Source organism: Actinomadura latina NBRC 106108, assembly GCF_001552195.1.
GTDB classification, from domain to species: Bacteria; Actinomycetota; Actinomycetes; order Streptosporangiales; family Streptosporangiaceae; genus Spirillospora; species Spirillospora latina.
In genome coordinates this window covers 57,201-80,810 of sequence record NZ_BCQS01000027.1, presented here as the reverse complement: position 1 = coordinate 80,810, position 23,610 = coordinate 57,201, and the positions used below count along the sequence as shown (strand labels likewise).

Below are 23,610 nucleotides of genomic sequence, written 5' to 3'. Positions count from 1 at the left end.
TGACTGGTGGCGCTACACGGTGCGCAGCACGGAGACGACGATGCCGAGAATCACCGCGTCGTCGCCGTCGATGGCGTCGTAGGCCGGGTTGCGGGGTTCGAGGAGGACGTGGCCGTCGCGGCGGCGGAACACCTTGACGGTGGCCTCGCCGTCGATCATCGCGGCGACGATCTGGCCGGAATGCGCCTCGGGCTGCTGCCGGACCACCACGAGGTCTCCGTCGCAGATCGCGGCCTCGATCATCGAGTCGCCGCGGACGCGGAGCGCGAAGACCGTGCCGCGCCCGGTCAGCCCGGCGGGCAGCGACAGCATGTCGTCGACGTGCTCCTCGGCCGAGATGGGCGTGCCGGCGGCGATGTCGCCGACCACGGGCACGATCACCGAGTCGCCGGCGTCCGCCGAGGCGGAGCGCTCGCGGAGGAACGTCCGCACGTCGATCGGCCGGGTCATCGAGGCGCCGCGGCGCAGGTACCCCTTGTCCTCCAGGCTCGCCAGGTGCCGGGACACCGACGACGAGGACCGCAGGCCGACGGCGTCGCCGATCTGCCGCGTGCTCGGCGCGTACCCGTACCTGACCACCCAGTCCCGGATGGCGACCAAGATCTGCTGCTGGCGCGGAGGGAGAACCGAGGCGTCCAGGCCCTCGAACCCGTCGAGATCGTCGTCGCTGGTCACCCGGGAAAGTGTAGGGGCCGCCGCGCACGATCGCCGCCTCGGCGGAGGCGTGCCGAGCATGATCCCTGAGCGAACTGCGCTTTAAACCTGGTGGTTGACGGGTAGGCGGAGTGCGGCGTACCGTGCTTTAAACCAGCAAGTTGAAAGTGAGGCGCAGGGTGACCACGGACGCGCTGCCGCGGGTGTTCGCCGCTCTCGCGGATCCGACCCGGCTCGACATGGTGGCCCGGCTCGCCGAGGGCGACGCGACCGCGAGCCAGCTGGCCGAGCCGTACCGGATGACGCTCCAGGCCGTCTACAAGCACCTGCGGGTGCTGGAGGACGCCGGACTCGTCAGCCGCCCGCGCGGCCCGCAGCCCCGCGCCGTGCATCTGGAGGAGCAGGCGTTCGACCTCATGGACGCCTGGATCGAGCGCCACCGGCGCCGTGCCGAGGAGCGCTACCGGCGCCTCGACGCGGTCCTGGCGCGGATGGAGGGAGACGAGCATGAGCAAGAACGAAGAGACCGCGATCGAAGCCGACCCGAACGTGCCGGTCATCCGGATGACGCGTGACTTCGCGGCCAAGCCCGAGCAGCTGCTCCGCGCGCACACCGACTCCGAGCTGTTCGTCCAGTGGGTGGGCCCGGACGTCACGGTCACCCGCATCGAGCACTGGGACGCGCGGACCGGTGGCAGCTGGCGGTACGTCTCGGTGCACGACGGCACCGAGTACGGATTCCACGGCTGCTTCCACGAGGTGCGGCCGGACCGCATCGTCCAGACCTTCACGTTCGAGGGCGAGCCCGACGCGGTCGCGCTGGAGACGCTGTGGTTCGAGGACCTGGGCGACGGCCGCACCCGGCTGCGGGCGCAGTCACTGGTCGACAGCTTCGAGAGCCGCGACGCGTGGCTGCGCAGCGGTATGGAGACCGGAGTCAACGAGGGTTACGCCAAGCTGGAGAGGCTGATCGCCGATGGCACTGTCTGACCGCCCGGACGAGCGGCACCGCGAGGTCGCCGGCCTGTTCACCGACCGGGTCCGCGGCACCGCCTCCTGGGACGCGCCGTCCCCGGTCGACGGCTGGACCGCCCGCGACGTCGTGCGTCACCTGACCGAGTGGTTCCCCGGCTTCCTGTCGTCCGGCGCCGGCATCGACCTGCCCCGCGGCCCGTCGGTGGACGAGGACCCGGTCGCCGCGTGGCAGGTCCACTGCGACGGCGTGCAGGCGGTGCTGGACGATCCCGGGACGGCGGACCGGAAGCTCACCAACCCGCACATCGGCACCCTGGCACTGGCGCCCGCGATCGACCGGTTCTACACGGCCGACGTGTTCATGCACACCTGGGATCTGGCCAGGGCCACCGGCCAGGACGACCGCCTCGACCCGGACTTCTGCGCCGAGCTCCTCGGCGGGATGGAGGAGATGGAGGAGGTCCTCCGCTCCTCCGGCCAGTACGGGCCCCGGGTCGAGGTGCCCGCCGGCGCCGACGTCCAGGCCAGACTGCTGGGCTTCATCGGCCGGGACCCGTTCTGGACCGGACGGTGAGGAGCGGCGTTCAGGCGGCGATCGGGGTCAGGAAGATCCAGACGTGCCCGTACGGAGGCCCCTCTCACCTCGGGCGAAGGTCCTAGATCCGCTCCGTGAGGACGGTGCAGAGCGCGTCCAGGGCGGGCCGGTAGGCGGCGCCGAGCGGCGTGCTGTAGCCGACGACGAAGCCCTGCGGGCGGCCGGCCGGGTGCTGCCAGTGGTCGTGGAGCGGCGTGAGGGCGAGGCCGGCGGACGCGGCGCGCCGCATGATCTCGTCCTCGCCCGGACCGCCCGGGGGAAGCAGGACGAGGGCGTGCAGGCCGGCTGCGATGCCCTGCACGCGGACGTGCGGGGCGCGGGTGCGCAGCGTCTCGGCCAGGAGGTCCCGGCGGCGCCGGTAGCGGAGGCGGGACGCGCGGATGTGCCGGTCGTAGGCGTGGGTGCCGATCAGATCGGCGAGGACGAGCTGGGCCAGCGACTGCGTGTGGGCGTCGGCGAACAGCTTGGCTTCGACGAACGGCTCGACGAGGTGCTTCGGCAGCACGACCCAGCCGAGGCGCAGCGCGGGGGCGAGGGTCTTGGACGTGGTGCCGCCGTAGACGACGTGGTCGGGGGCGGTCCCCTGGAGGGCGCCGACGGGCTGGCGGTCGTAGCGGAACTCGCCGTCGTAGTCGTCCTCGATGACGATCCCGCCGGTGCCGCGGGCCCAGGCGGCGAACGCCCGGCGGCGGTCGGGGTGGAGGGTCGCGCCGGACGGGTACTGGTGCGCCGGGGTGAGCACGGCCGTGGCCGCGTGCTCGAGCGTCTCAGTCCGCGCGCCCAGGTCGTCCACCGGAAGCGGCACGATCTCCGGCCCGGCGCGCTCGACGATGGCGCGGTGGAAGAAGTGCCCCGGTTCCTCCATGGCGAACGGACCCGCGAGCACGGCGGCGAGCAGCCCGAGGGCCTGCCCGTACCCGGAGGTGATCACTATCCGCGCGGGGTCGGCGTGGACGCCCCGGGCCCGCCGGAGATAGCCGGCCAGCGCCTCGCGGAGTTCGGGGCGGCCGCGCGGGTCGCCGAGGGCGTGCATGTCGGGCGGCGCCGCCGCCAGCACCCGGCGGGTCGAGCGCAGCCATGCTGCCGAGGGGAACGCGCTCAGGTCGGGGCGTCCTGGCCGCAGGTCATGCGCCGGCGCCGCAGCGGCGTCCGGGGACGCCGGTTCGGCGACGGGCGCGGGGGCGGTGGTCGGCGCGACCCGGGTTCCGGAGCCGGGCACGGCGACGAGGTGGCCCTCGGCGATCAGCTGGTCGTAGGCGGCGGTCACCGTGCCGCGCGAGAAGCCGAGTTCGCCGGCGAGGGCGCGGGTCGACGGGAGCGGTGTGCCGGACGTGAGGCGTCCCGTCGCGATGGCGGTGCGGAGGGCGCGCTCCAAGCCCGCGCGGCGGCCGCCGCCGGTGTCGACGCGCAAATGGAGGTCCACGGAACCGGCCCAATCTTTCGGCATGAAACTGGATCTTAAACTTGGTCCGGTTCCCGCCTAGGTTCGCGAGCATGATTGTTTTCGCCCAGCTCAGCGACACCCACCTCGATCTGAGCGACCACAGGGCCGAACGCATGGCGCGGGTCATGGACCATGTGAACTCGCTGCCGCTCGACGCCGTCCTCATCACCGGGGACATCGCCGACCACGGGGAGCCGGACGAGTACGAGCAGGCCCGCAAGCTGCTGGCCTCACCCCATCCGGTGCTGGCCTGCCCCGGCAACCACGACGTGCGCGGCCCCTATCGGGAGGGTCTCCTGGACGAGCCGCCGCACGGCGGCCCGGTCAACCGCGCCCACAAGATCGCCGGCGCCGTGTTCGCGATGTGCGACTCGACCGTCCCCGGCGAGGACCACGGGTTCATGGACGACGAGACGATCGGCTGGCTCGACCGGCAACTCTCCAACGCCCGTGATGAGCCCGCGTTCGTCTGCTTCCACCATCCGCCGGTGACGCAGGGCATCCCGTACGTGGACGAGATCCGGCAGTTCGGTGAGGAGCGCCTCGCCGGGGTCATCGACAGGCACCCGCAGGTCGTGGCCGTGCTGTGCGGGCACGCCCACACGGCGGCGGCGACGACCTTCGCGGGACGGCCCCTGCTCACCGCGCCCGGGGTCGTCTCGACGCTCGTCTTCCCCCGGCGGGGAGGCGACGTCGCCGACCATGGCGCTCCCCCGGGCGTGGCGTTCCACCTCCTGGACGACGGCGGCCGCCTGACCACGCACTTCCGCACCGTCTAGCGGTGGGTCGTCCACGTCCGGGTGATCTCCTCGGCGGCGTCGCGGACGAGGGTCCGGTAGCGGTCGATCGCCGCGGGCGTGAAGCGATGGCCCGGCCCGCAGACGCTGATCGACCCGGCGACCCGGCCGTCGGGGCCGAAGACGGGCGCGGCGACCGAGGCCGCGTCGGCCTGGCGTTCGCCGAGGGAGACGGCGACGCCGTCCCGGGCGGTCTCGGCGAGCCGGGCGCGGAGCACGGCCCGGTCGGTGACGGTCCGGCCGGTCAGCGCCGCCAGCGGCCGGGCGAGCAGGGCCTCGCGGCGCGCCGCGGGCAGGACCGCGAGGATGGCGCGGCCGGAGGAGCCGGCGTGCAGCGGGAACCGCCGCCCGACCTCGACCGTCATCTTGACTTCGCGGGGGCTCTCGAACTGGTCGAGGTAGACCCGCTCGTCGCCGGCCAGCCCGGACAGCGTGGTCGTCTCACCGGTGTCGTCCCGCAGCCGGCGCAGTACCGGGGCGGCGGCGTCGCGGACGTTGGAGCGGCGCAGCGCGCTGACGCCGAGCGCGACGGCTGCGGGGCCGAGCCGGTATCCGGACGTGCCCGCCTCCAGCATCTCCCGCGACACCAGCGACTGCAGGATGCGGTAGACGACGGCCTTGGAGATGCCGAGTTCGCGGCTGATGGCGGTGACGCCGAGGTGTTCGGGCCCGCCGGCGAACAGCAGCAGCACGTCCGCCACGCGCCCGGCGACCTCGGTGCCCCCCGACGGCGGAGCGGCGGTCTGGTCGGTCACGCGACGATCCTAGGGTTCACCGGCCGCGGTGCAGGTAGCGGCCGACCGGGTCGCCGGTGATCGCCCCGCCGCTGTGGACGTGGTGGCCGCGGACGAAGGTGTCGGTGACGCGGGCCGTCATCGCGAACCCTTCGAACGGCGTGTACTCCTGGGTGGATTCGGAGTCGGCGGCGCGGACCGTCCAGGACGCGTCGGGGTCGACCAGGGCGATGTCGGCGTCGTAGCCCTCGGCGATCGTGCCCTTGGTGAGCAGGCCGTAACGGCGGGCCGGGTTCCAGGACGTCAGCTGCGCGACGCGGCGCAGCGGCAGGCCGCGCTTGAGTCCCTCGCCGACCAGGCCGGGCAGCAGGTACTCGGCGCCGCCGAACCCGGACTTGGCCAGGAAGACGTCGTCGCGGTCGGCGCCGAACTTCATCTCGTCCCGGCAGCAGGCGTGGTCGCTGACGACCCAGTCGACATCCCCGGCCAGGACGTGCCGCCACAGCGCCTCCACGTCGGAGCGTTCGCGCAGCGGCGGGTTGACCTTGCCGCCCAGGCCGTGCGCGGTGTCGACGTCGGCGAGCAGGTGCCCGATGGTGACCTCGCGGCGGAAGTCGATGTGCGGGAACGCCTCCGCCATGGTCAGCGCCGCCGACAGCGCCTTCTCCGACGACAGGTGCAGCAGGTTGATGCTGGGCAGGCCCGTCTCGTGCGCCAGGTAGGCGGCGGTGGTGACGGCCAGCCCTTCCGAGTGCGGCGGGCGGGACGCGCTGTAGGCGCGCAGGCCCGACAGCGACCCGTCCTGCTCGACGAGCCGGGTGTAGGCGGTCATGATCTCGGCGGTCTCGCAGTGCAGCGACAGCGAGATGTGCGGCGCGTAGCCGACGAGCCGCTCGCGGGCCCGCTGGACGCCGCGCATGACGAACTCGAAGTGCGCGACGTCGTAGCGCTCGCCGGGCGGCGTCATGAGGAAGTCGCTCTGGTGGGACGAGCGCCCGTGCAGCCCGTGGCCGCCGTAGAACATGAAGATCTTGAAGGACGTGACGCCGTGCTCCTCGACCAGGTACGGGATCTCGTCGATGTGCTCGGCCGTCAGCGGCGCCAGGTGGAAGGCGTAGTCGACGTAGGCGTTGCCCTGCGCCGCGCTCAGCACCTCGGGGAAGAACTCCCGGTACGGCCCGCCCTTGTTCAGGTAGTACTGGCCGGTGCGCATGTAGGTCAGGGACGTGGTGACGCCGCCCTGCGCGCAGGCGCGGCTCTCGGTGCGGGTGTCGGCGGCCAGCTCGTTGTAGATGCCCCAGTGCTGGTGGGCGTCGACCACGCCCGGGAAGGCGAGCCGCCCGCGTCCGTCGATCACGGTGGCGGCGTCGTCGCCGGGCAGGTCCGGGGCGACCCGGACGATGGTGCCGCCGTTGACGGCGATGTCCGCGCGCTCCGGCTCGGTGCCTTCGGCGGCGTCGGGGCGGACCACCCGCACGTTCTTCAGCAGCAGCTCGGTCGTGGCCATCGCGCACTCCTCAATGCCCGCGGGCGGTCTCGTGGCGGGCGGCGGCCCGTCCGACCTCCGCCGTGCCCGCAATCGGCGAATGTTCCGCCGAGAGGAACATTCCGTCGCTGATGCGTCATCGTGGCACCCGTCACAGCATCGGTCAACACTTCGGCTGACTTGACGCGACTCGGAAGCCAGTGCCAACTTGAAAGGGTTGGAGCGGCTACGATTCGACCGAGCTGTCCAGACTGTTTCTCTCAGAGGAACATTCCCGTGAAGGCGGTACCGTCCATGACCGACGCTCTGTCCGGGATCCGGGTGCTCGATGCGGCCACGCTGTTCGCCGGGCCGCTCGCCGCGACGCTGCTCGGCGACTTCGGGGCCGACGTCATCAAAATCGAGCACCCCGGGGGCGACCCGGTGCGCAGCCACGGCGCGCAGCGCGACGGCGTCGGGCTCTGGTGGAAGATGCTCGGCCGCAACAAGAAGGCGATGACGCTCTACCTCGGCTCCCCCGAGGGGCAGGACCTGTTCCGCCGCCTGGCCGCCGACGCCGACGTGGTGATCGAGAACTTCCGGCCGGGGACGCTGGAGCGCTGGGGCCTCGGCTACGACGAGCTGAAGGAGATCAACCCGCGGCTCGTCCTCGCCCGGGTCACCGGGTTCGGGCAGACCGGGCCGTACGCGAAGCGGCCCGGATTCGGGACGCTCGCCGAGGCGATGAGCGGGTTCGCCGCGATCACCGGGGAGCCGGACGGCCCGCCGACCCTGCCGCCGTTCGGCCTCGCCGACGGGATCGCCGCGCTGACCACCGCGTTCGCGGTCATGACGGCGCTGCGCGCGCGGGACGCCACCGGCGAGGGCCAGGTCGTCGACCTCGCCATCATCGAGCCGATCCTCACCCTGCTCGGCCCGCAGATCATCGCCTACGACCAGCTCGGCGAGCTGCAGGCCCGCACCGGCAACCGGTCCCACAACAACGCGCCGCGCAACACCTACCGCACCCGCGACGGCGGCTGGGTCGCGATCTCCACCAGCGCCCAGTCGATCGCCGAGCGGGTGATGCGGCTCGTCGGGCGGCCCGAGCTGATCGACGAGCCGTGGTTCGCGACGGGCGCGGAGCGCGCGAAGCACGCCGGCACCCTGGACGAGGCGGTCGGGTCCTGGATCGCCGCGCGGGACCGCGACGAGGTCGTCAAGGCGTTCGAGGACGCGCAGGCCGCCGTCGCGCCCGTCTACACCGCCGCCGACGTCATGGCCGACCCGCAGTTCGAGGCGCTCGGCACCATCGCGACCGTCCCGGACGGCGAGCTGGGGCCGGTGAAGATGCAGAACGTGCTGTTCCGGCTGTCGCGGACACCGGGACGGATCGAGTCGGCGGGGCCGCCGCTCGGCGCGCACACCGCCGAGATCCTCGCCCGCTACGGCGTGGACGAGGCCGCGCTGGACGACCTGCGGGCCAAGGGCGTGATCCGATGACGCCCCGCTCCTGGCTGTACGTACCGGGCGACCGGCCCGGCCGGATCGGCACGGCGCTGGCCTCCGGCGCCGACGCGGTGATCCTCGATCTGGAGGACGCCGTCGCGCCGTCCGCCAAGCGGGACGCGCGCCGCAACGTCCTGGACACGCTGGCCGCCGGGCACGCCGCGTACGTGCGGATCAACCCGCCCGCCTCCCCGGACGGCGCCGCCGACGTCGCGCTGCTGGCCACGGCGATGTCGGCCGCGGTGTCGGCGGCGCCGTCCGCCCTCGCCGGGGTACGGGTCCCCAAGTGCGAGGACCCGGGCGAGCTGCGCCGCGTCGCCGACGCGCTCGGCGTGCCGGTGCTCCCCGTCGTGGAGTCGGCGCTCGGCGTCGAGAACGCGCTGCCGCTCGCGACCGCGCACCCGCTGGTCGCCGGGATCTCGCTCGGCGAGGCCGACCTCGCCGCCGACCTGCGGGTCGCGGGCGGCGAGGCGCTGGCGTGGCCGCGGTCCCGGGTCGTGGTGGCCGCCCGCGCGGCCGGGCTGCCGTCCCCGCCGCAGAGCGTGTGGACGGCCGTCCGCGACCTGGACGGGCTGCGCGCCGACACCCTCGCCGGGCGGCGGGCCGGGTTCTTCGGCCGGTCGGTGATCCATCCCGCGCAGATCCCCGCCGTCCACGAGGCGTGCGTCCCCGACCCGGACGACGTCGCGTGGGCGCGCGACGTCATGGGCGGGCTCGCCGAACACGGCGACGCCGCCTGGATCGACTCCGCCGGGCGGTTCGTGGACAAGGCCGTCGTCGAGCGCGCCGCCTGGCTGCTCGACGCCGCCGCGTCCGCCGCCCGTACCGCCGAGGAAGGCCAGTGATGAACTCGCAGGATCCGCTGCTCGCGGCCGTCTCCGGCGGGGTCCGGCTGATCGAGCTGGGCCAGCCGTTCTTCACCGGGATGCCCTGCTCCCCGAACCATCCCGGCTTCCGGATGACGCTGATCCGGCGGCACGGCGACATGGAGCGCCCGGACGGCGGGTCCGCCGCCAACGAGATCATCGTGACCGGCGGGCACGTCGGCACGCACATCGACGCGCTGTCGCACGTCAGCCACAAGGGGGAGCTGCACGGCGGGATCTCCGCCGCCGGCGCCCAGCACGGCGGCTCCTTCTCCCAGCACGGCGCCGAGAACCTCCCGGGCCTGCTCCGCCGGGGCGTGCTGCTGGACGTGGCGGCCGTCCACGAGGTGGCGACACTGCCGCCCGGCTACGGCGTGACCGCCCGGGACCTGGACCTCGCCGCCGAGCGCGCCGGAACCGGACCCGGCGCGGGCGACGTGGCGCTGATCCGCACCGGCTGGTCCCGCAACTTCGGCGACGCGGCCGCCTACCTCGGCAGGGAGACCGGCGTCCCCGGCGCGACCCCGTCCGCCGCGCGCTGGCTCGCCGAGCGGGGCATCGTCGCGACGGGCGCCGACACGACCGCCTACGAGCAGATCCCGGAGGGCGCCGGGCACGCCGTCCTGCCCGTGCACCGGATCCTGCTGGTGGAAGCGGGCATCTTCATCCTGGAGCACCTGAACCTGGAGGCCCTCGCCGAGGCCGGGCTGCACGAGTTCGTGTTCGTGCTGGCCCCGCTGCGGATCAGGGGCGGCACCGGCTCCCCCGTCCGCCCGCTCGCAGCGGTGACGGCATGACCGGCGGTGACGGCATGACGCCCGTCCAGCGGCTCGCCGCCCTGGCCGCCTCCGCCGCCTCGCACGGGCTGCCGCCGGACTTGCGCGACGACGCCGCCCGCCGCGTCCTGGACGTCCTGGGCAACAGCCTGGCCGCGGCCGGAGAACCTCCCGCCCGCGCCGTCGGCGCGCTCGTCTCCGAATGGGGCGGTGAGGGCCGCGCCACCGCGATCGGCGCCGCGGCGCGCCTGCCCGAGCCGAGCGCCGCCCTGCTGAACGGGACGCTCGCCCACTCGCTCGACTTCGACGACACGCACCTGCCGTCCGTCCTGCACCCGTCGGCGTCGGTGGTGCCCGCCGCGCTGGCCGTGGCCGAGGCCCGGGGCGCGACCGGGGCCCGGCTCCTGGACGCGGTGGGCGTCGGGATCGAGATCACCGTGCGGCTCGGCATGGCCGGATACGACCGCGACCTCGGGAACTCGGTGTTCTTCGAGCGCGGGCAGCACGCCACCGCGATCTGCGGGACGGTCGGCGCCGCCGCGTCCGCCGCGATGCTCTCCGGCCTGGACGCCGCCGGCATCGCGGACGCCATGGGCATCGCCGCCAGCATGGGCTCGGGGATCCTGGAGGCCAACCGCACGGGCGGCACGGTCAAGCGGATCCACTGCGGCTGGGCGGCGCACGCCGCCGTCACCGCCGCCGGGCTCGCCCGCACCGGGATCACCGGCCCGCCGACCGTCCTCGAAGGACGCTTCGGGTTCCTCCAGGCGTTCTGCGGCGACCAGGTCGACCTGGACGCCCTCACCGCCGGCCTGGGCGAGCACTGGGAACTCCCCGGCATCTTCTTCAAGCCGTACCCGTGCAACCACTTCACGCATGCCGGGATCGACGCCGCGCTGCGCCTGCTCGCCCGCGGCCTGGACCCCGCGGACATCGAGTCGGCCGAACTGGGCGCTCCGTCTCCCGTCCTGCGGACCATCGGCGAGCCGCACGAGGACAAGATCCGCCCGGAGTCCGGGTACCACGCCGCGTTCTCCGGCCCCTACACCGTCGCGGCGGCCCTGCTCGGCGGCGGCGGCCTCGGCGTCTTCCACGAGGACTTCACCGACCAGGCCGCCGCACACCCCGGCCGGCTGGCGCTGGCGGCCAAGGTCCGCTGCGTCCCCGACGCCCGCTGCGACGAGATCTTCCCGCACCAGTTCCCGGCCGTCCTGCGCGTCCGTACCCGCGGCGGCGCGCTGCTGGAGGAACGCGTGGACGCCAACCGCGGCGGCCCCGGTAACCCGCTCTCGGCCGAGGAGCTGGCGACGAAGTTCCGCCTGAACGCGACCCGCCGCGTCCCGGAGCCGCGGGCCGAGCAGATCACCGCCCTGACCTACGGCCTCACCGGCCTGGCGGACCTGAGCCGCCTGACCTCCCTGCTGGCCTAAAGGGCGTCCGGAAGATCGCAGTAGTGTCGGGTGCCATGAGGCATCTCGGCATCCTCGCCCACAGCGCCGAAGGCGCCGCACTGTGCTTCCGGACCTTCTGCCAGGAGGGCTTCCGCGAGCTCGGGCCGGACGACCACCCGGACGTGACGCTCGACCTCATCGCGCTGGCGCGCAGCATGCCCGCCTGGGACGCCGGGGACCACGACTCGATCAGGACGACGCTGGCCGAGAGCGTCCGGCGGCTCGCGGCGGCCGGGGCCGGCTTCTTCGCCTGTCCGGACAACACCGCGCACCTGGCGCTCGAACGCCCCGGCGACGACCTGCCGCTGCCCGGGCTGCACATCGCGGACGTCGTCGCCGGCCGGGCCGCCCGCGACGGCCGCACACGCGTCGGCATCCTCGGCACCCGCTACACGATGGACGGCCCCGTCTACCCCCGCGAACTGGCCGCGCGCGGCATCGCCGCCGAGGTCCCGGACGCCGCCGACCGGGAGACGGTCAACCGGATCATCTTCGACGAGCTGGTCAACGGCGTCTTCACCGAGGAGTCACGCCGGGCGTACGTCCGGATCATCGAGGGGCTCGCCGAGCGCGGCTGCGACGCCGTCGCGCTGGTGTGCACCGAGATCCCGCTCCTGGTCACGCCGGACGTGTCGCCGCTGCCCACGCTCGACTCCACGCGCCTCCTCGCCCGCGCCGCCTTCGAGGTGGCCGTGGGCCGCCGCCCCCTCCCCACCTGGCGCGGCGGACACTTCGACCGGCGCTGAAACGATCCGTCCCTAGGGTCGGGGGCGTGCAGAACACGGAACTGGTCATCACGAACGGAACGGAGGCCGGCCGGTGAGCTTCACGGACCTGCACCACGGTGATCGTCCGCTGGTGCTGCCGAACGCGTGGGACTTCGCGAGCGGTGCGGCGCTGGTCCAGGCGGGGTTCCCCGCGGTCGGGACGACGAGCCTCGGCGTCGCGGCGGCGGCCGGGAAGACCGACGCCACCGGGGACACGCGCGAGGAGACCCTCGGCCTGGCGCGCGCACTGTCGCGGCTGCCGGTGCCGGTCACCGTCGACATCGAGGGCGGCTTCTCCGACCGGGTCGGAGACATCGCCGGATTGGTCACCGAACTGGCCTCGTTCGGGATCGCCGGGATCAACCTGGAGGACGGCCGCTCCGACGGGACGCTCGCGCCCCTCGACCACCAGGTCGCCGTGATCAGCGCCGTGAAGCGGGCCGCGCCGCAGGTGTTCCTCAACGCGCGCACCGACACGTTCTGGCTCGGCGACCCCGACCGGGACGAGACGCTGCGGCGGGCGCGCGCCTTCGCGGAGGCGGGCGCGGACGGGATCTTCGTCCCGGGCATCGTGGACGACGCCGACATCCGGGCCGTGCTGGGGGCGGCGGACCTGCCGCTGAACGTCCTGTACATGCCGGGCAAGACCGAGTACGCGCGGCTGGAGCGGCTGGGGGTGCACCGGGTCAGCACCGGATCGCTGCTGTTCCGCGAGGCGCTGCAGGCCGCCGTCGCGACCGCCCTCGGCGTCACCGGCGAGGACGGCGACCGTCGGGCACTCTCCTACGGGGACGTCCAGCGGCTGGTCAGTGACCGGTGATCCGGTCGGCGAACCGGGCCAGGGCGGACGTGTCCGCCGACGCCGAAGCGGACTCACGGGCGTCGGCGGCCCGGTAGAGCGCGTACATCGCGTGGACGCCGAGCCAGCGCAGCGGCTCCGGCTCCCACCGGCGGACGCGGCGGTCCACCCACGGCAGCGCGGTCAGCGGCGTGTCCTCGCGCAGGACGAGATCGCGGAGCGTGCGGCCGGCGAGGTTGGCGGTCGCGACGCCGTGCCCGGTGTAGCCGCCCGCGTGGCCGAGCCCGGTCTCCTGGTCGAGGACGACGGTCGAGCACCAGTCGCGGGGCACCCCGAGGACTCCCGACCAGGTGTGATCGACCCGTCCCTCGTCGGCGACGGCGGGGAACATCGTGGTCAGCATCGTCCAGAGGGCGTCGATCGTCCCGGGGTCGGTGCGGCCGCCGTCGTCGATGCGGGAGCCGTACCGGTAGGGGCGGCCCCGGCCGCCGAACGCGATCCGGTCGTCGGCGGTGCGCTGCGCGTACATGTAGTAGTGCGCCATGTCGCCGAGCAGCTCGCGGCGCTCCCAGCCGATCGCCTTCCAGGTCACGGCGGGCAGCGGCGTCGTGACGATCATCGAGCTGTTCATCGGGAGCCAGTCGCGGCGGTGGCCGGGCATCCCGGCGGTGAAGCCCTCGGTGGCGCGCAGGACGTAGTCGGCGGTGACGGTGCCGTACGGGGTGACGGCGGAGGCCGCGCCGCCCCGCCGCGGGTTGATCCGGACGACCGGCGTCCCCTCGTAGATCTCCACGCCGAGGCTGCGCACCGCCGACGCGAGGCCGCGCGCGAGGGCGGCGGGCTGGACGCGGGCGCAGTGCGGGCTCCACGCCGCGCCGGTCGCGCCCTCGACGCGGAGCCGGTCGTCCCGTTCGGTGGCGGGCAGCGGGACGAGGTCGTCGTCCGTCCAGCCCCACTCGCGGGCCTCGTCGACCATGGCGGCGAGCCGGGCGCGCTGCGCGGCGCCGCGGGCGACGTGCAGCACGCCGCCCTTCACCAGGTCGGCGCCGATGCCCTCCTCGGCGGCGACCCGGACGACCTCGTCCACCGCGCCGAACATGGCGCGCTGCAGCGCGATCGCGGCGGGACGGCCGTGCCGGGCGGCATAGCGCTCCCGGGAACCGGCGATCTCCCCCAGCACCCAGCCGCCGTTGCGGCCCGACGCGCCGAACCCGGCGAACTCGCGTTCCAGCACGACGATCCGCAGGTCGGGGCGGGCGCGCTTGAGGTAGTAGGCGGTCCAGAGGCCGGTGTATCCGGCGCCGACGACGCAGACGTCCGCGGTGCGCGGCCCGGGGAGGCGCGGGCCGGGCGCGGGCAGTCCGGCCGCCCGGTACCAGAAGGAGACGCCGCCGTTGGCGAAACCGGCCGCGAGCGGCGCCCGGCCAGTGGAGGAGCTCATGCGCACATCCTGCTGTATCCGGCACCGAAATCAACAGGTGGCAACGGATTCTATGGGACGGCGTCCACAATTCGACGGGATCCGATCCAGCGGGAGCGGTCCGCGGCATAGTAGGCGGCGCCGTCGGGGCCGGACGGCCCGTCCCGCCACCGGCGCATCCCGAGCTGCAGCGCGATCTCCGCCGACGCCGTGTTGGCCATGTCGATCTCGGCGGTGACGCGGTGCACCCCGACCACCCCGAACGCGTAGTCGAGCACCGCGCGGGACGCCTCGGCGGCGAGGCCCTGCCCCCAGTGGTCGGGCTCCAGGCTGTAGAGGATCTCGACGTCCACGCCGTGCCCGAGCGGCCCTTCGTGGTGGCTGAGCCCCGCGACGCCGATGAGGGGGTCGCCCGACGCGGCGCCCACCGCGTCGATCCCGGCCGACCACCGCGCGGGGCGCAGCGCCCACAGCCCGTAGCCCTCCGTCGCGAAGTCCCGCTCGCTCGCCTCGATGATCTCGCTGACCTGGACGGGGTGGACCATCCGGTCGTCGAAGAGGTGGCGCCGGACGAGCGGCCCCGTCCAGTGCGTCAGCAGCGCGCGGTGGTCGCGCATCGACACCGGGTGCAGCGCGAGCCGCACCGTGCGCAGCACCTCACTCATCCCCGGCCCCCGGCCGGGCCGGGTCGCCGGCGGGCCACTCGGGCGCGTCCTCGCCGTCCGGCACACCGACCCGGAACACGCGGAGCTGCAGCGCGAGCGCCTTGTAGTAGCCGACGAGCGTGACGAGCTCGACGACGGCGGCGCGGCCCAGCGTCGCGACCGCCTCGGTGAACACGGCGTCGGCGAGGTCGTCCTCGGCGGCGAGCTGCCGGGTCGCCTCGTACACGACGCGTTCGCGGACGTCCCCGAGCATGGGCGCGCGGCCCGCCCGCAGCGCGTCCATCTCCGCGTCGGTGAGGCCCTGCCGGCGGCCGATCCGCTCGTGCGCGTACCACTCGTAGTCGGACCGGACGTGCGCGGCGACGACCAGCGTGGCGATCTCCCGCTCGCGCTTGGTGAACGCCGTCCGGAAGCGCAGCGCCGCCCCGAGGTCCTGCAGCGGCAGCCCCACGGACGGGCTGTAGAGCATGGCGTTGAAGGGGCCCTGCAGCCGGCCGATGTCGTCGGCGAGGCCGAAGGGGGGCGGCCGGTCGGCGGCGCGGGGACCGCCCGTCACCGCCTCGTACACGGTGCGCTGCTCGTCACTGAGGGAACCGGGAAGCAGCAGCGGCAGCCGGGCCGGGGACGGGCCGCGCCGCGGTCGGTCGTTGACGTGCTCACCGCTCACGGGGTCGATCACTTACCGCACGCTAGGCGGTCGGCGCGGGCGGCTCAACCCCCGGTCCGGAATGTGAAACCCCGGGCACACGGTGACGTAGCGGCGGCGTAACACGCGTGGGCGAGCCTGACCGTCGACCGCACCGGGCACGAAACGGGCGCCCGGCCCCCTGGAGGGAACGTTCCCATGCCGCTGTTCCGCATCCGCACCGAGATCGAGGACAGGCCCGGACGCCTGGCCCTGCTCACCGCCGCGCTGGGCCGGCGCGGCGCCAACATCCTCGGCCTGTCGGTCCTGATGGACGCCGAGGGGGTGGTGGACGAGTTCATCGTCGACGTCCCGCACGGCGGCGCCGGCGCGCGGGAGCTCGCCGAGACGCTGGGCGCGGCGGGCGGGACCCGCACCGCCGTCCTGCCCGCCCGCCCGCACGAACTCGTGGACGAGCCGACCCGCGCCCTCGTCCTCGCGTCCCGGCTGCGCGCCGAGCCGGACGCCATGCCCGAGGTCCTGGCCGACCTGCTCCGCGCGGACGAGGCGGGCTGGGCCGCACCGGGCGAAGACGCACCGGACGAGTGCGTCCTCACCGTCCCCGCCCGCGGCCGCCATGTGCGGCTGCGCAGGTACGGCCTCCCGTTCACCGCGACGGAGGCGGCGCGGGCGGACGCGCTGGTGCGGGCCGCGCTGCCCGCCGCGCCCCGCCGCCCCGTCCGCCGCCGGATCACGCTCCGCGACGGCACGCAAGTGGTCGTGCGCCCGATCGAACCGCGCGACGCGGACGCCGTCCGGGCCCTGCACGGGCGCTGCTCGCCGGACAGCCGCAGGATGCGGTACTTCAGCCCGAAGCCGTTCCCGCCGCGGCGGGCGATCGAGCGGTTCTGCGACCCGGCGCGCGGCCTGACGCTCGTCGCCGAGGGCGCGGACGGGTCGCTGCTCGCGCTGGCGCACCTCATCCACGTCCTCGATCCGGGCGTCGCCGAGGTGGCGTTCCTGGTGGAGGACGCCTGGCAGGGCCGCGGGCTGGGCCGCGGGCTCGCCGACCTGCTCCTGCTGCTGGCGCGCGACCGCGGGCTGGTGGAGCTGCGCGCGACGGTGCTCAGCGAGAACGCGCGGATGCGGCGGCTGCTCGCGTCGTTCGGCGGCCGGACGCGGCGCACCGAGGACACCGCGATCGTGGAGATCAGGCTGCGGCCCGGCGGCCGTCCCGCCGCTCCGGAGCCGCTGGCAGGATGGCCGGGTGAGCGGCATCTATGACGACCCCTGGGCCTACGAGCTGGCGTGCTCGTTCCGCGACGTGCCGGCCGAGGTCGACGCGCTCCTCGGCTGGTGCGCCGCGCTGGACGCGAAGCCGGCGTCGGTGCTGGAGCTGGCCGCCGGGCCGGCCGAGCACGCCCGCGAGTTCGCGCGGCGCGGCCTGACCGCGACGGCGCTCGACCTCAACCCGGAGATGTGCGCCTACGCCGCCCGCGAGGCCGGACGCGCCGGCGTCGAGATCGAGGTGGTCCAGGACGACATGACGCGGTTCGACCTGGGCCGCCGGTTCGACCTCATCGTGACCATGCTCGACTCCACGTCCCACCTCATGAGCCTGGACGCGTTCGTGGCGCACCTCCACCGCGTCGCCGCGCACCTGTCCCCCGGCGGCCTCTACATCGTGGAGATGTCGCACCCACGGGACCGGCTGGGCGACGACCCGAGCGTCAGCACCGGCTGGACGGTCGAGCGCGGCGGCGTCCGGGCCAGCGTGCGGTGGGGCGAGCCGTCCGACCGGCTCGACCCCGTCACCCAGATCGCCGACGACCACGTGACGATGACCGTCACCGGCGCGGAGGGCACCCGGGTCGTCCGCGACGTCGTCCCCTACCGCTTCTGGACCGCCACCGAGCTGGACGCCGCGATCCGCCTCGCGGGCGGCCTCGCCGCGGTCGCGCACTACGGCGACTTCGGGACCGGCGAGGGCACCGTGGCCCTCACCGATCCCGAAGCCTGGCGCATGATCACGATCCTCCGCCGCGCCTGAACACGGCCTAGGGCGCCGGCGCCCAGCCCGGCATCGGGTAGGACGCGAGCAGCTCCCGGATCTTCCCGGCGACACGCCCGGCGACCGCCTCGTCCTGCTTGGCGGTGCCCAGCACGACCTCGTCGATCCACTCCGCGACCTGCGGCATGTGCTCCTCCCCGAGCCCGCGGGTGGTGATCGCCGCGGTGCCGAGCCGCAGCCCGGACGGGTCGAACGGCTTGCGCGGGTCGAACGGGACGGCGTTGTAGTTCAGCTCGATCCCGGCGCGGTCGAGGGCCTGCGCGGCGGGCTTGCCCGCGACGCCCTTGTTCGTCAGGTCGATCAGGATGAGGTGGTTGTCGGTGCCGCCGGAGATCAGGTCGTAGCCGCGGTCGACCAGCGCGGCGGCCAGCACCTGCGCGTTCGTGACGATCTGCCGCGCGTACCGGGAGAAGTCCGGCCGCGCCGCCTCCTTCAGCGCGACGGCGATCGCGGCGGTCGTGTGGTCGTGCGGGCCGCCCTGCAACCCGGGGAAGACCGCCTTGTCGATCGCCTTCGCGTGCTCGGCCGTCGACAGGATCATGGCGCCGCGCGGGCCGCGCAGCGTCTTGTGCGTGGTCGTGGTGACCACGTCCGCGTGCCCGATCGGCGACGGGTGGGCGCCGCCCGCGATCAGCCCCGCGATGTGCGCGACGTCGGCGGCGAGGACAGCGCCGGCCTCGCGGGCGATCTCCGCGAACGCCGGGAAGTCGATCGTCCGCGGGATCGCGGTGCCGCCGCACCAGATCACCTTCGGCCGCTCCTTCAGCGCCAGGTCGCGCACCTGGTCCATGTCGACCCGCCCGGTGTCGGCGCGCACGTCGTACCGGACGGGGCGGAACCACTTGCCGGTGGCCGACACCGACCAGCCGTGCGTGAGGTGCCCGCCCATCGGCAGCGACAGCCCCATCACCGGGTCGCCCGGCTCCAGGAACGCCATGTAGACGGCGAGGTTCGCGGGCGACCCCGAGTACGGCTGGACGTTGGCGTGCTCGGCGCCGAACACCTCCTTCGCCCGCTGGATCGCCAGCAGCTCGATCGGGTCGACGTTCTGCTGGCCCTCGTAGTAGCGCTTGCCGGCGTAGCCCTCGGAGTACTTGTTCGTCAGGACCGACCCGGTGGCCTCCAGGACCGCGGGCGACACGTAGTTCTCGGACGCGATCAGCCGGAGCTTCTCGTACTGGCGGCGGGCCTCGGCCTCGACCAGCCCGGCGATCTCGGGGTCCTGGTCCTGCAGATGGGGGACGGGCGGTTGGTGCATCGTGAGCCTCCGCGCTGCTCGCGCCGGGACTTTTCGGGCGCCCCGGCGAAGGGGACCCGTACACCCAGGCGCGCGGCGTGCGGACTAGTTTCGCTCCCCGGTGGTCGTCTCCACCTTGATTGCGCCAGTCACGTGCACGCCATCATACCGAGCCGCCCGCGCCGGGACGGAGACGACGCACAATCCGCCGAACAGGAGCAGCGTCCCGGCCGCGACGGGCGCCGACATGCGCTCACCGAGGACCGCGATGGCGAGCCCGGCGGCGACCAGCGGCTCGGCGAGGCTGAGCGTCCCGGCGGTCGCGGCCGTCACCCGCTCCAGCCCGGTGACGAAGGACATGTACGCGCCCGCCGTGGCCGCGATCGCGAGCCAGGCGACCAGCGCCGCCGAACGGGGCTCCGCGAGCGCCGGCAGCGCGGCCAGCGTCCACGGCAGCAGAGCGGCTCCGCCGATCAGGAGCGTGACCGACACCGCAGCGGCCATCCCCACGTCCCGCCCGGTGAGGACCTTCGCGGACACCGTGTAGACGCCGAAGCACGTCCCGGCGACAAGGCTCAGCAGGATCCCCGGCGGGTCGGCGTGGACGGCCGCGCCGGGCATCGTCAGCAGCGCGACGCCACCGATGGCGCACGCCGTCCCCGCCCACCACCTGCGGCTGAGCCGCGTCCCCAGGGCGAGCCGCTCGCACAGCCCGGTCGAGACGGGCGCCAGCCCGAACACCACGGCGGTCGCGACGGCGGCGCCGGTGCGGTCGACCGCGCTGAAGAACGCCGCCTGGAAGATCCCGGTAGCGGCGGAGGCCGCCAGTACCGGCGGCCACGTCCGCCGGGTCAGCGCCCGAAACGCGCCCCGGTTCCTCACGAGCACCACCCCGGCCAGGATCAGCCCGCCCGCGAAGATCCGGGCGCCGCCGACCGCCACCGGACCGGCGTCCGGCCCGGCGAGCACCTGCGCGGGCCCGACCGTCCCCCAGAGCACTCCAGCCGCGAGCACGAGCAGCGCCCCGGACAGATCGATGTGTCGATGCATACACCCGAAGCTAGAAGAACATTCGGACACGAAATCATCTATCCGAATTTCATGCGGCTGTGCCCACGTCGCCCGCTACTCCTTCGCCGACGTCCTGCGCAGCCGCGATCCGGCCTTACATCGTTCGGCGCCGTCACCGATCAGGCGTGGGAAGTTCGGACTGCTCCACGGGCTGGACGTAGTCGTAGACCACGAGGGTGCGCACGTCCACGAACTCCTTGCGCCGCGCGAGCCGGTCGAGGACGAAGTCGCGCAGATAGGCCGTGCTCGGCACGGCCACGTGCACGAGCAGGTCCTCGTTGCCCGTCACGACGAAGACGCCGACGGCCTCGGGCATCGCGGCCATGCCGTCCCGCGCCGACTCGATCGCCTCCCGCGACTGCGGCCGGATCCGGATCGAGATCAGCGCCTGCACCCCGCGGCCGAGCCGCTCGAAGTCGACCGCCGCGTGGAATCCGGTGATGACGCCCCTCGCCCGCAGCGCCCGCGTCCGCTCCAGGGCCGTGGACGGAGCGATCCCCACCGCCTCGGCCAGCTCCCGGTTGGTCTGCCGCCCGTCCCGCTGCAACCGCCGCAGGATCGCCTGATCGACCGCGTCCACCACCGCTCCTCCCGAACTCACCGCGCGAAGCCGAACTCCCGCACGCGAACCACGCCCGGAAGCCCTCGTCTCCGAAGATTATTCGTCCCGCGCCACCGTGTCTCCCGGCCGGCCGACACGACGGTGAGAGCAGGAAAGCCCAAGAGGAGACGAGTACGACTCGTCCCCTTCTTGGGCTAGACCAGGCAGTTAGCGGGCGGCTTCCATGGCCTGCTTCACCGCTTCCCGCTTCTGGCGGAGCTTGGCGAGCGCCTCCTCCAGGATGGCCTCGCCGTCCTCGTCGCTGCGGCGCTCCTTCACGTACGCGAGGTGCGTCTTGTACGGCTCGGTCTTCGGCGGCGCCGGCGGGTTCTCCGAGTCCTGGCCGGCGGGGAACCCGCAGCGCGGGCAGTCCCACGTCTCGGGGACCGCGACGTCCGTCGCGAAGCTGGGGCGGGTCTCATGCCGGTTGGCGCAGTAGAAGGTCACCCAGACGCGGGGGGCGGCGTCGCCGCGCTCCGCCTCTCCCATCGGACCGGCCCCGACACGGCTGCCCCGAATCGCGTTGCCACTACCCACGGATTACTCCTCGCTCGGTGTTCCGCCGCCGTCCGTGACCTCCTGGGACGACGCGGATGATCGCATGTGTCAGACGGGTGGCTCAGCCGACGCCCTTGTGCTTGAACAGCAGCCCCAGGACGACGATCGAGGCGAACCACACGACCCCGACGCCGACCGTCAGCCGGTCGAGGTTGCGCTCGACCACGGACGACCCGCCCAGGGACGACGACACGCCGCCGCCGAACATGTCCGACAGCCCGCCGCCCTTGCCCTTGTGCATCAGGACGAGGACCACCATCAGCAGGCTCGCGATGATGAGCACGATGGACGATGCGATGATCACGATTCTTCAGCGCCTTTGTCTGTAGGGGCGGACGGAGGGTCGAGCCGGCCGGTTTACCCGTCAGCTACGAAGGGTACGACGAACTACCCGCTGGTTCGGCAAGAACCCCCAGTTCACACAGAATTGATCAGTTTTGATCAGACGGGGAGATCCCGGTACCGGCAGATTTTGACGAACTCTCCCGGGTCCAGGCTGGCACCACCGATCAGGGCGCCGTCCACATCTTCCTGTGCCATGAGCTTGGCGACGTTGCCGCTCTTGACCGAACCGCCGTACAGGATACGCACCTCGTCGGCCAGTCCGCCGTCGTACAGCTCGGCGAGCCGCGTCCGGATCGCGGCGCAGACCTCCTGTGCGTCCTGCGGGGTGGCGACCTCGCCGGTGCCGATGGCCCAGACGGGCTCGTAGGCGATCACGGTGCGCCGCACCTGGTCGGCGGGGATCTTCTCCAGGCCGCCGTCGAGCTGCGTGAGGCAGTGCCGGACGTGCTCGCCCGACTTGCGGACCTCCAGGCCCTCTCCGATGCACAGGATCGGGGTGATGTCGGCGGCGAGCGCGGCCTTGGCCTTGGCGTTGACGACCGCGTCGTCCTCGGCGTGGTACTGGCGGCGCTCGGAGTGCCCGACCACGGCGTACGAGCAGCCGAGCTTGGCGAGCATGGAGGCCGCGATCTCGCCGGTGTAGGCGCCGGAGGCGTGCTGGGAGACGTCCTGCGCGCCGTACTGGATGGCGAGCTTGTCGGCGTCGACGAGCGTCTGCACGGAGCGGATCGCGGTGAACGGCGGGATCACGGCGACTTCGACGGCGTCGAAGTCGGGCTCCTTGAGCCCGAACGCCATCTTCTGGACGAGCGCGATCGCCTCGAGGTGGTTGTTGTTCATCTTCCAGTTGCCGGCCATCAGCGGCTTGCGGCCGCTCTGCTTGCCGGAAGAAGAGGTAGCGGGGGCCATCGGTCAGTCCTCCAGGGCCTGCAGGCCGGGCAGCGTCTTGCCTTCGAGGTATTCGAGGCTGGCGCCGCCGCCGGTCGAGATGTGGGAGAAGGCGGCCTCGTCGAAGCCGAGTTGCCGGACGGCCGCGGCGGAGTCGCCGCCGCCGACCACGGTGAACGCGCCGGAGTCGAGGAGCCCCTGCGCGACGGCGCGGGTGCCGTGCGAGTACGGCTCCATCTCGAACACGCCCATGGGGCCGTTCCAGAACACCGTCCGGGCGTCGGCGAGGCGCGCGGCGAACAGCTTGCCGGACTCGGGGCCGATGTCGAGGCCGAGCCGGTCGGCCGGGATCGCGTCGGCGGCGACCACGGCGTGGTCGGCGTCGGCCGCGAACGCGGTGGCCGCGACGATGTCGACCGGCAGGACGAACTCGACGCCGGCCTCCTCGGCGCGCCGCAGGTACTCGCGGACGGTGCCGAGCTGGTCCTCTTCGAGGAGGCTCCGGCCGACCTCGTGGCCCTGCGCCTTGAGGAAGGTGAACACCATGCCGCCGCCGATGAGGATGCGGTCGGCCTTGCCCAGCAGGTTGTCGATCACGCCGAGCTTGTCGGACACCTTGGAACCGCCGAGCGCGACCGCGTAGGGGCGCTCGACGTCCTCGGTGAGCTTCTTCAGCACCTCGACCTCGGCGGCGATCAGCCCGCCGGCGGCGTGCGGGAGCCGCCGCGGCACGTCGTAGACGGACGCGTGCTTGCGGTGCACGGCGCCGAACCCGTCGCCGACGTAGATCTCGGCGAGGGCGGCCAGCCTGTCGGCCAGGGCGCCGCGCTCTGCGTCGTCCTTGCTGGTCTCGCCCGGCTCGAAGCGCAGGTTCTCCAGCAGCGCGACGCCGCCGTCCGCGAGCCCCTCGGCGGCGGCGCGGGCGGAGTCGCCCACGACGTCGGACGCGAACGTCACGTCCGCGCCCAGCAGCCCGCCGAGCCGCTCCGCGACCGGCGCCAGCGAGAACTCGGGCTTGACCCGGCCCTTGGGACGGCCGAGGTGGGCGCAGACGATGACCTTGGCGCCCCTGGCCCGCAGCGCCTCGATCGTCGGGAGGCTGGCCCGGATCCGCCCGTCGTCGGTGATGGCGCCGTCCTGCAGCGGGACGTTGAGGTCCGCGCGGACGAGCACCCGCTTTCCGGCGACGTCGAGATCGTCAATGGTGCGCATCGGGATGCGATGTCCTTCCGTACACGGCCGCGCCGCGGCCGCGCGCCCGATCCCGGGCACGGCGCGGCCACGGCGGTGACGAGTT

Annotated in this window: 25 protein-coding genes, 1 pseudogene and 1 riboswitch; of the genes and pseudogenes, 12 read left to right on the top strand and 14 right to left on the bottom strand. The window is 73.6% G+C overall.

The genetic code is table 11. From position 1 onward, the window contains the following. Positions 1 to 12: 12 nt before the first annotated feature. Complete coding sequence (gene lexA, locus AL2_RS28300; RefSeq protein ID WP_067638857.1) at positions 13 to 675, bottom strand: transcriptional repressor LexA; 663 nt, start codon at positions 673 to 675, stop codon at positions 13 to 15. A gap of 158 nt (positions 676 to 833) precedes the next feature. On the opposite strand from lexA, the gene AL2_RS28295 reads away from it, so the two are divergent. From AL2_RS28295 to AL2_RS38175, 3 genes are read left to right on the top strand one after another with little or no spacing between them, the layout of a single operon-like run. Further along, a complete protein-coding gene (locus AL2_RS28295) occupies positions 834 to 1,229 on the top strand; it encodes an ArsR/SmtB family transcription factor (RefSeq protein WP_067638855.1) in 396 nt (131 codons plus the stop codon). Next, a complete protein-coding gene (locus AL2_RS38180) occupies positions 1,162 to 1,644 on the top strand; it encodes an SRPBCC family protein (RefSeq protein WP_067638853.1) in 483 nt (160 codons plus the stop codon). The genes AL2_RS28295 and AL2_RS38180 overlap by 68 nt, the downstream gene beginning before the upstream one ends. Next, on the top strand, positions 1,631 to 2,203 hold the full coding sequence (locus tag AL2_RS38175) for a TIGR03086 family metal-binding protein (protein WP_067638851.1): 573 nt from the start codon (positions 1,631 to 1,633) through the stop codon (positions 2,201 to 2,203). Before AL2_RS38180 ends, AL2_RS38175 begins: the two co-directional genes overlap by 14 nt. A gap of 82 nt (positions 2,204 to 2,285) precedes the next feature. On the opposite strand, the gene pdxR is transcribed toward AL2_RS38175, so the two are convergent. After that, complete coding sequence (gene pdxR / locus AL2_RS28280; RefSeq protein WP_067638849.1) at positions 2,286 to 3,671, bottom strand: MocR-like pyridoxine biosynthesis transcription factor PdxR; 1,386 nt, start codon at positions 3,669 to 3,671, stop codon at positions 2,286 to 2,288. 47 nt (positions 3,672 to 3,718) lie between these two features. Here pdxR and AL2_RS28275 point away from each other — a divergent pair, with 47 nt between their 5' ends. Beyond that, the gene (locus AL2_RS28275; protein ID WP_083946982.1) at positions 3,719 to 4,447 is read left to right on the top strand and encodes a phosphodiesterase; all 729 of its coding nucleotides are present in this window, start codon (positions 3,719 to 3,721) and stop codon (positions 4,445 to 4,447) included. Here AL2_RS28275 and AL2_RS28270 read toward each other — a convergent pair. Beyond that, entirely contained in the window at positions 4,444 to 5,220 is a 777-nt protein-coding gene (locus AL2_RS28270) for an IclR family transcriptional regulator (protein ID WP_067638846.1), read from the bottom strand. The two genes, AL2_RS28275 and AL2_RS28270, sit on opposite strands and share 4 nt — an antisense overlap. A 16-nt stretch (positions 5,221 to 5,236) precedes the next feature. Then, entirely contained in the window at positions 5,237 to 6,706 is a 1,470-nt protein-coding gene (locus AL2_RS28265) for a dihydroorotase (RefSeq protein ID WP_067638844.1), read from the bottom strand. A gap of 273 nt (positions 6,707 to 6,979) precedes the next feature. Between AL2_RS28265 and AL2_RS28260 the strand changes: the two genes are divergently transcribed. From AL2_RS28260 to AL2_RS28235, 6 genes are all read left to right on the top strand, one after another. Further along, positions 6,980 to 8,167: a CaiB/BaiF CoA transferase family protein gene (locus AL2_RS28260; RefSeq protein ID WP_067638842.1), complete on the top strand. Its 1,188-nt coding sequence runs from the start codon at positions 6,980 to 6,982 to the stop codon at positions 8,165 to 8,167. Next, on the top strand, positions 8,164 to 9,018 hold the full coding sequence (locus tag AL2_RS28255) for an HpcH/HpaI aldolase/citrate lyase family protein (RefSeq protein ID WP_067638839.1): 855 nt from the start codon (positions 8,164 to 8,166) through the stop codon (positions 9,016 to 9,018). Before AL2_RS28260 ends, AL2_RS28255 begins: the two co-directional genes overlap by 4 nt. Then, entirely contained in the window at positions 9,018 to 9,836 is an 819-nt protein-coding gene (locus tag AL2_RS28250; RefSeq protein WP_067638836.1) for a cyclase family protein, read from the top strand. The genes AL2_RS28255 and AL2_RS28250 overlap by 1 nt, the downstream gene beginning before the upstream one ends. Further along, the gene (locus tag AL2_RS28245) at positions 9,833 to 11,245 is read left to right on the top strand and encodes an MmgE/PrpD family protein (RefSeq protein ID WP_083946981.1); all 1,413 of its coding nucleotides are present in this window, start codon (positions 9,833 to 9,835) and stop codon (positions 11,243 to 11,245) included. Before AL2_RS28250 ends, AL2_RS28245 begins: the two co-directional genes overlap by 4 nt. A 35-nt stretch (positions 11,246 to 11,280) precedes the next feature. Beyond that, positions 11,281 to 12,012 (top strand): aspartate/glutamate racemase family protein, encoded by a 732-nt coding sequence (locus AL2_RS28240; protein ID WP_067638834.1) that lies wholly within the window; start codon positions 11,281 to 11,283, stop codon positions 12,010 to 12,012. 73 nt (positions 12,013 to 12,085) lie between these two features. Beyond that, positions 12,086 to 12,853: an isocitrate lyase/PEP mutase family protein gene (locus AL2_RS28235; RefSeq protein ID WP_067638833.1), complete on the top strand. Its 768-nt coding sequence runs from the start codon at positions 12,086 to 12,088 to the stop codon at positions 12,851 to 12,853. Here the strand turns inward: AL2_RS28235 and AL2_RS28230 are convergent. Genes AL2_RS28230 through AL2_RS28220 form a run of 3 tightly spaced genes read right to left on the bottom strand, consistent with a single transcriptional unit; the run spans position 12,840 to position 15,596 of the window. Beyond that, the gene (locus AL2_RS28230) at positions 12,840 to 14,273 is read right to left on the bottom strand and encodes an NAD(P)/FAD-dependent oxidoreductase (RefSeq protein WP_067638832.1); all 1,434 of its coding nucleotides are present in this window, start codon (positions 14,271 to 14,273) and stop codon (positions 12,840 to 12,842) included. The two genes, AL2_RS28235 and AL2_RS28230, sit on opposite strands and share 14 nt — an antisense overlap. Before the next feature lie 50 nt (positions 14,274 to 14,323). Continuing rightward, a complete protein-coding gene (locus tag AL2_RS28225) occupies positions 14,324 to 14,917 on the bottom strand; it encodes a GNAT family N-acetyltransferase (RefSeq protein ID WP_067638831.1) in 594 nt (197 codons plus the stop codon). Continuing rightward, positions 14,910 to 15,596 carry a carboxymuconolactone decarboxylase family protein gene (locus tag AL2_RS28220; protein WP_083946980.1) on the bottom strand — a complete coding sequence of 229 codons (687 nt, stop codon included), beginning with the start codon at positions 15,594 to 15,596 and terminating at the stop codon, positions 14,910 to 14,912. The genes AL2_RS28225 and AL2_RS28220 overlap by 8 nt, the downstream gene beginning before the upstream one ends. A 165-nt stretch (positions 15,597 to 15,761) precedes the next feature. Between AL2_RS28220 and AL2_RS28215 the strand changes: the two genes are divergently transcribed. Beyond that, on the top strand, positions 15,762 to 16,826 hold the full coding sequence (locus AL2_RS28215; RefSeq protein WP_067638827.1) for a GNAT family N-acetyltransferase: 1,065 nt from the start codon (positions 15,762 to 15,764) through the stop codon (positions 16,824 to 16,826). Further along, complete coding sequence (locus tag AL2_RS28210; RefSeq protein WP_067638825.1) at positions 16,810 to 17,592, top strand: class I SAM-dependent methyltransferase; 783 nt, start codon at positions 16,810 to 16,812, stop codon at positions 17,590 to 17,592. Before AL2_RS28215 ends, AL2_RS28210 begins: the two co-directional genes overlap by 17 nt. 7 nt (positions 17,593 to 17,599) lie before the next feature. Here the strand turns inward: AL2_RS28210 and glyA are convergent, their stop codons facing one another. The 7 genes and pseudogenes from glyA to AL2_RS28175 all read right to left on the bottom strand — a co-directional run bounded on the left by glyA (position 17,600) and on the right by AL2_RS28175 (position 23,525). Next, positions 17,600 to 18,871, bottom strand: coding sequence for a serine hydroxymethyltransferase (glyA, locus tag AL2_RS28205; protein ID WP_067638823.1), 1,272 nt, complete (start codon positions 18,869 to 18,871; stop codon positions 17,600 to 17,602). Positions 18,872 to 18,926: 55 nt separating this feature from the next. Continuing rightward, a riboswitch (ZMP/ZTP riboswitch) is annotated at positions 18,927 to 19,013 on the bottom strand. Between the two features lie 86 nt (positions 19,014 to 19,099). Further along, positions 19,100 to 19,900: pseudogene (locus tag AL2_RS28200) on the bottom strand (DMT family transporter); the annotation flags it as partial. Positions 19,901 to 20,033: 133 nt separating this feature from the next. After that, a complete protein-coding gene (locus tag AL2_RS28195) occupies positions 20,034 to 20,501 on the bottom strand; it encodes an Lrp/AsnC family transcriptional regulator (protein ID WP_067639053.1) in 468 nt (155 codons plus the stop codon). 189 nt (positions 20,502 to 20,690) lie between these two features. Then, positions 20,691 to 21,059 carry an RNA polymerase-binding protein RbpA gene (locus AL2_RS28190; RefSeq protein WP_083946979.1) on the bottom strand — a complete coding sequence of 123 codons (369 nt, stop codon included), beginning with the start codon at positions 21,057 to 21,059 and terminating at the stop codon, positions 20,691 to 20,693. Between the two features lie 82 nt (positions 21,060 to 21,141). Then, the gene (secG, locus tag AL2_RS28185; protein ID WP_067638818.1) at positions 21,142 to 21,384 is read right to left on the bottom strand and encodes a preprotein translocase subunit SecG; all 243 of its coding nucleotides are present in this window, start codon (positions 21,382 to 21,384) and stop codon (positions 21,142 to 21,144) included. Positions 21,385 to 21,521: 137 nt separating this feature from the next. Continuing rightward, complete coding sequence (gene tpiA / locus AL2_RS28180; protein ID WP_067638817.1) at positions 21,522 to 22,334, bottom strand: triose-phosphate isomerase; 813 nt, start codon at positions 22,332 to 22,334, stop codon at positions 21,522 to 21,524. A 3-nt stretch (positions 22,335 to 22,337) separates the two neighbouring features. Further along, entirely contained in the window at positions 22,338 to 23,525 is a 1,188-nt protein-coding gene (locus tag AL2_RS28175; RefSeq protein WP_067638816.1) for a phosphoglycerate kinase, read from the bottom strand. Positions 23,526 to 23,610 lie beyond the last annotated feature (85 nt).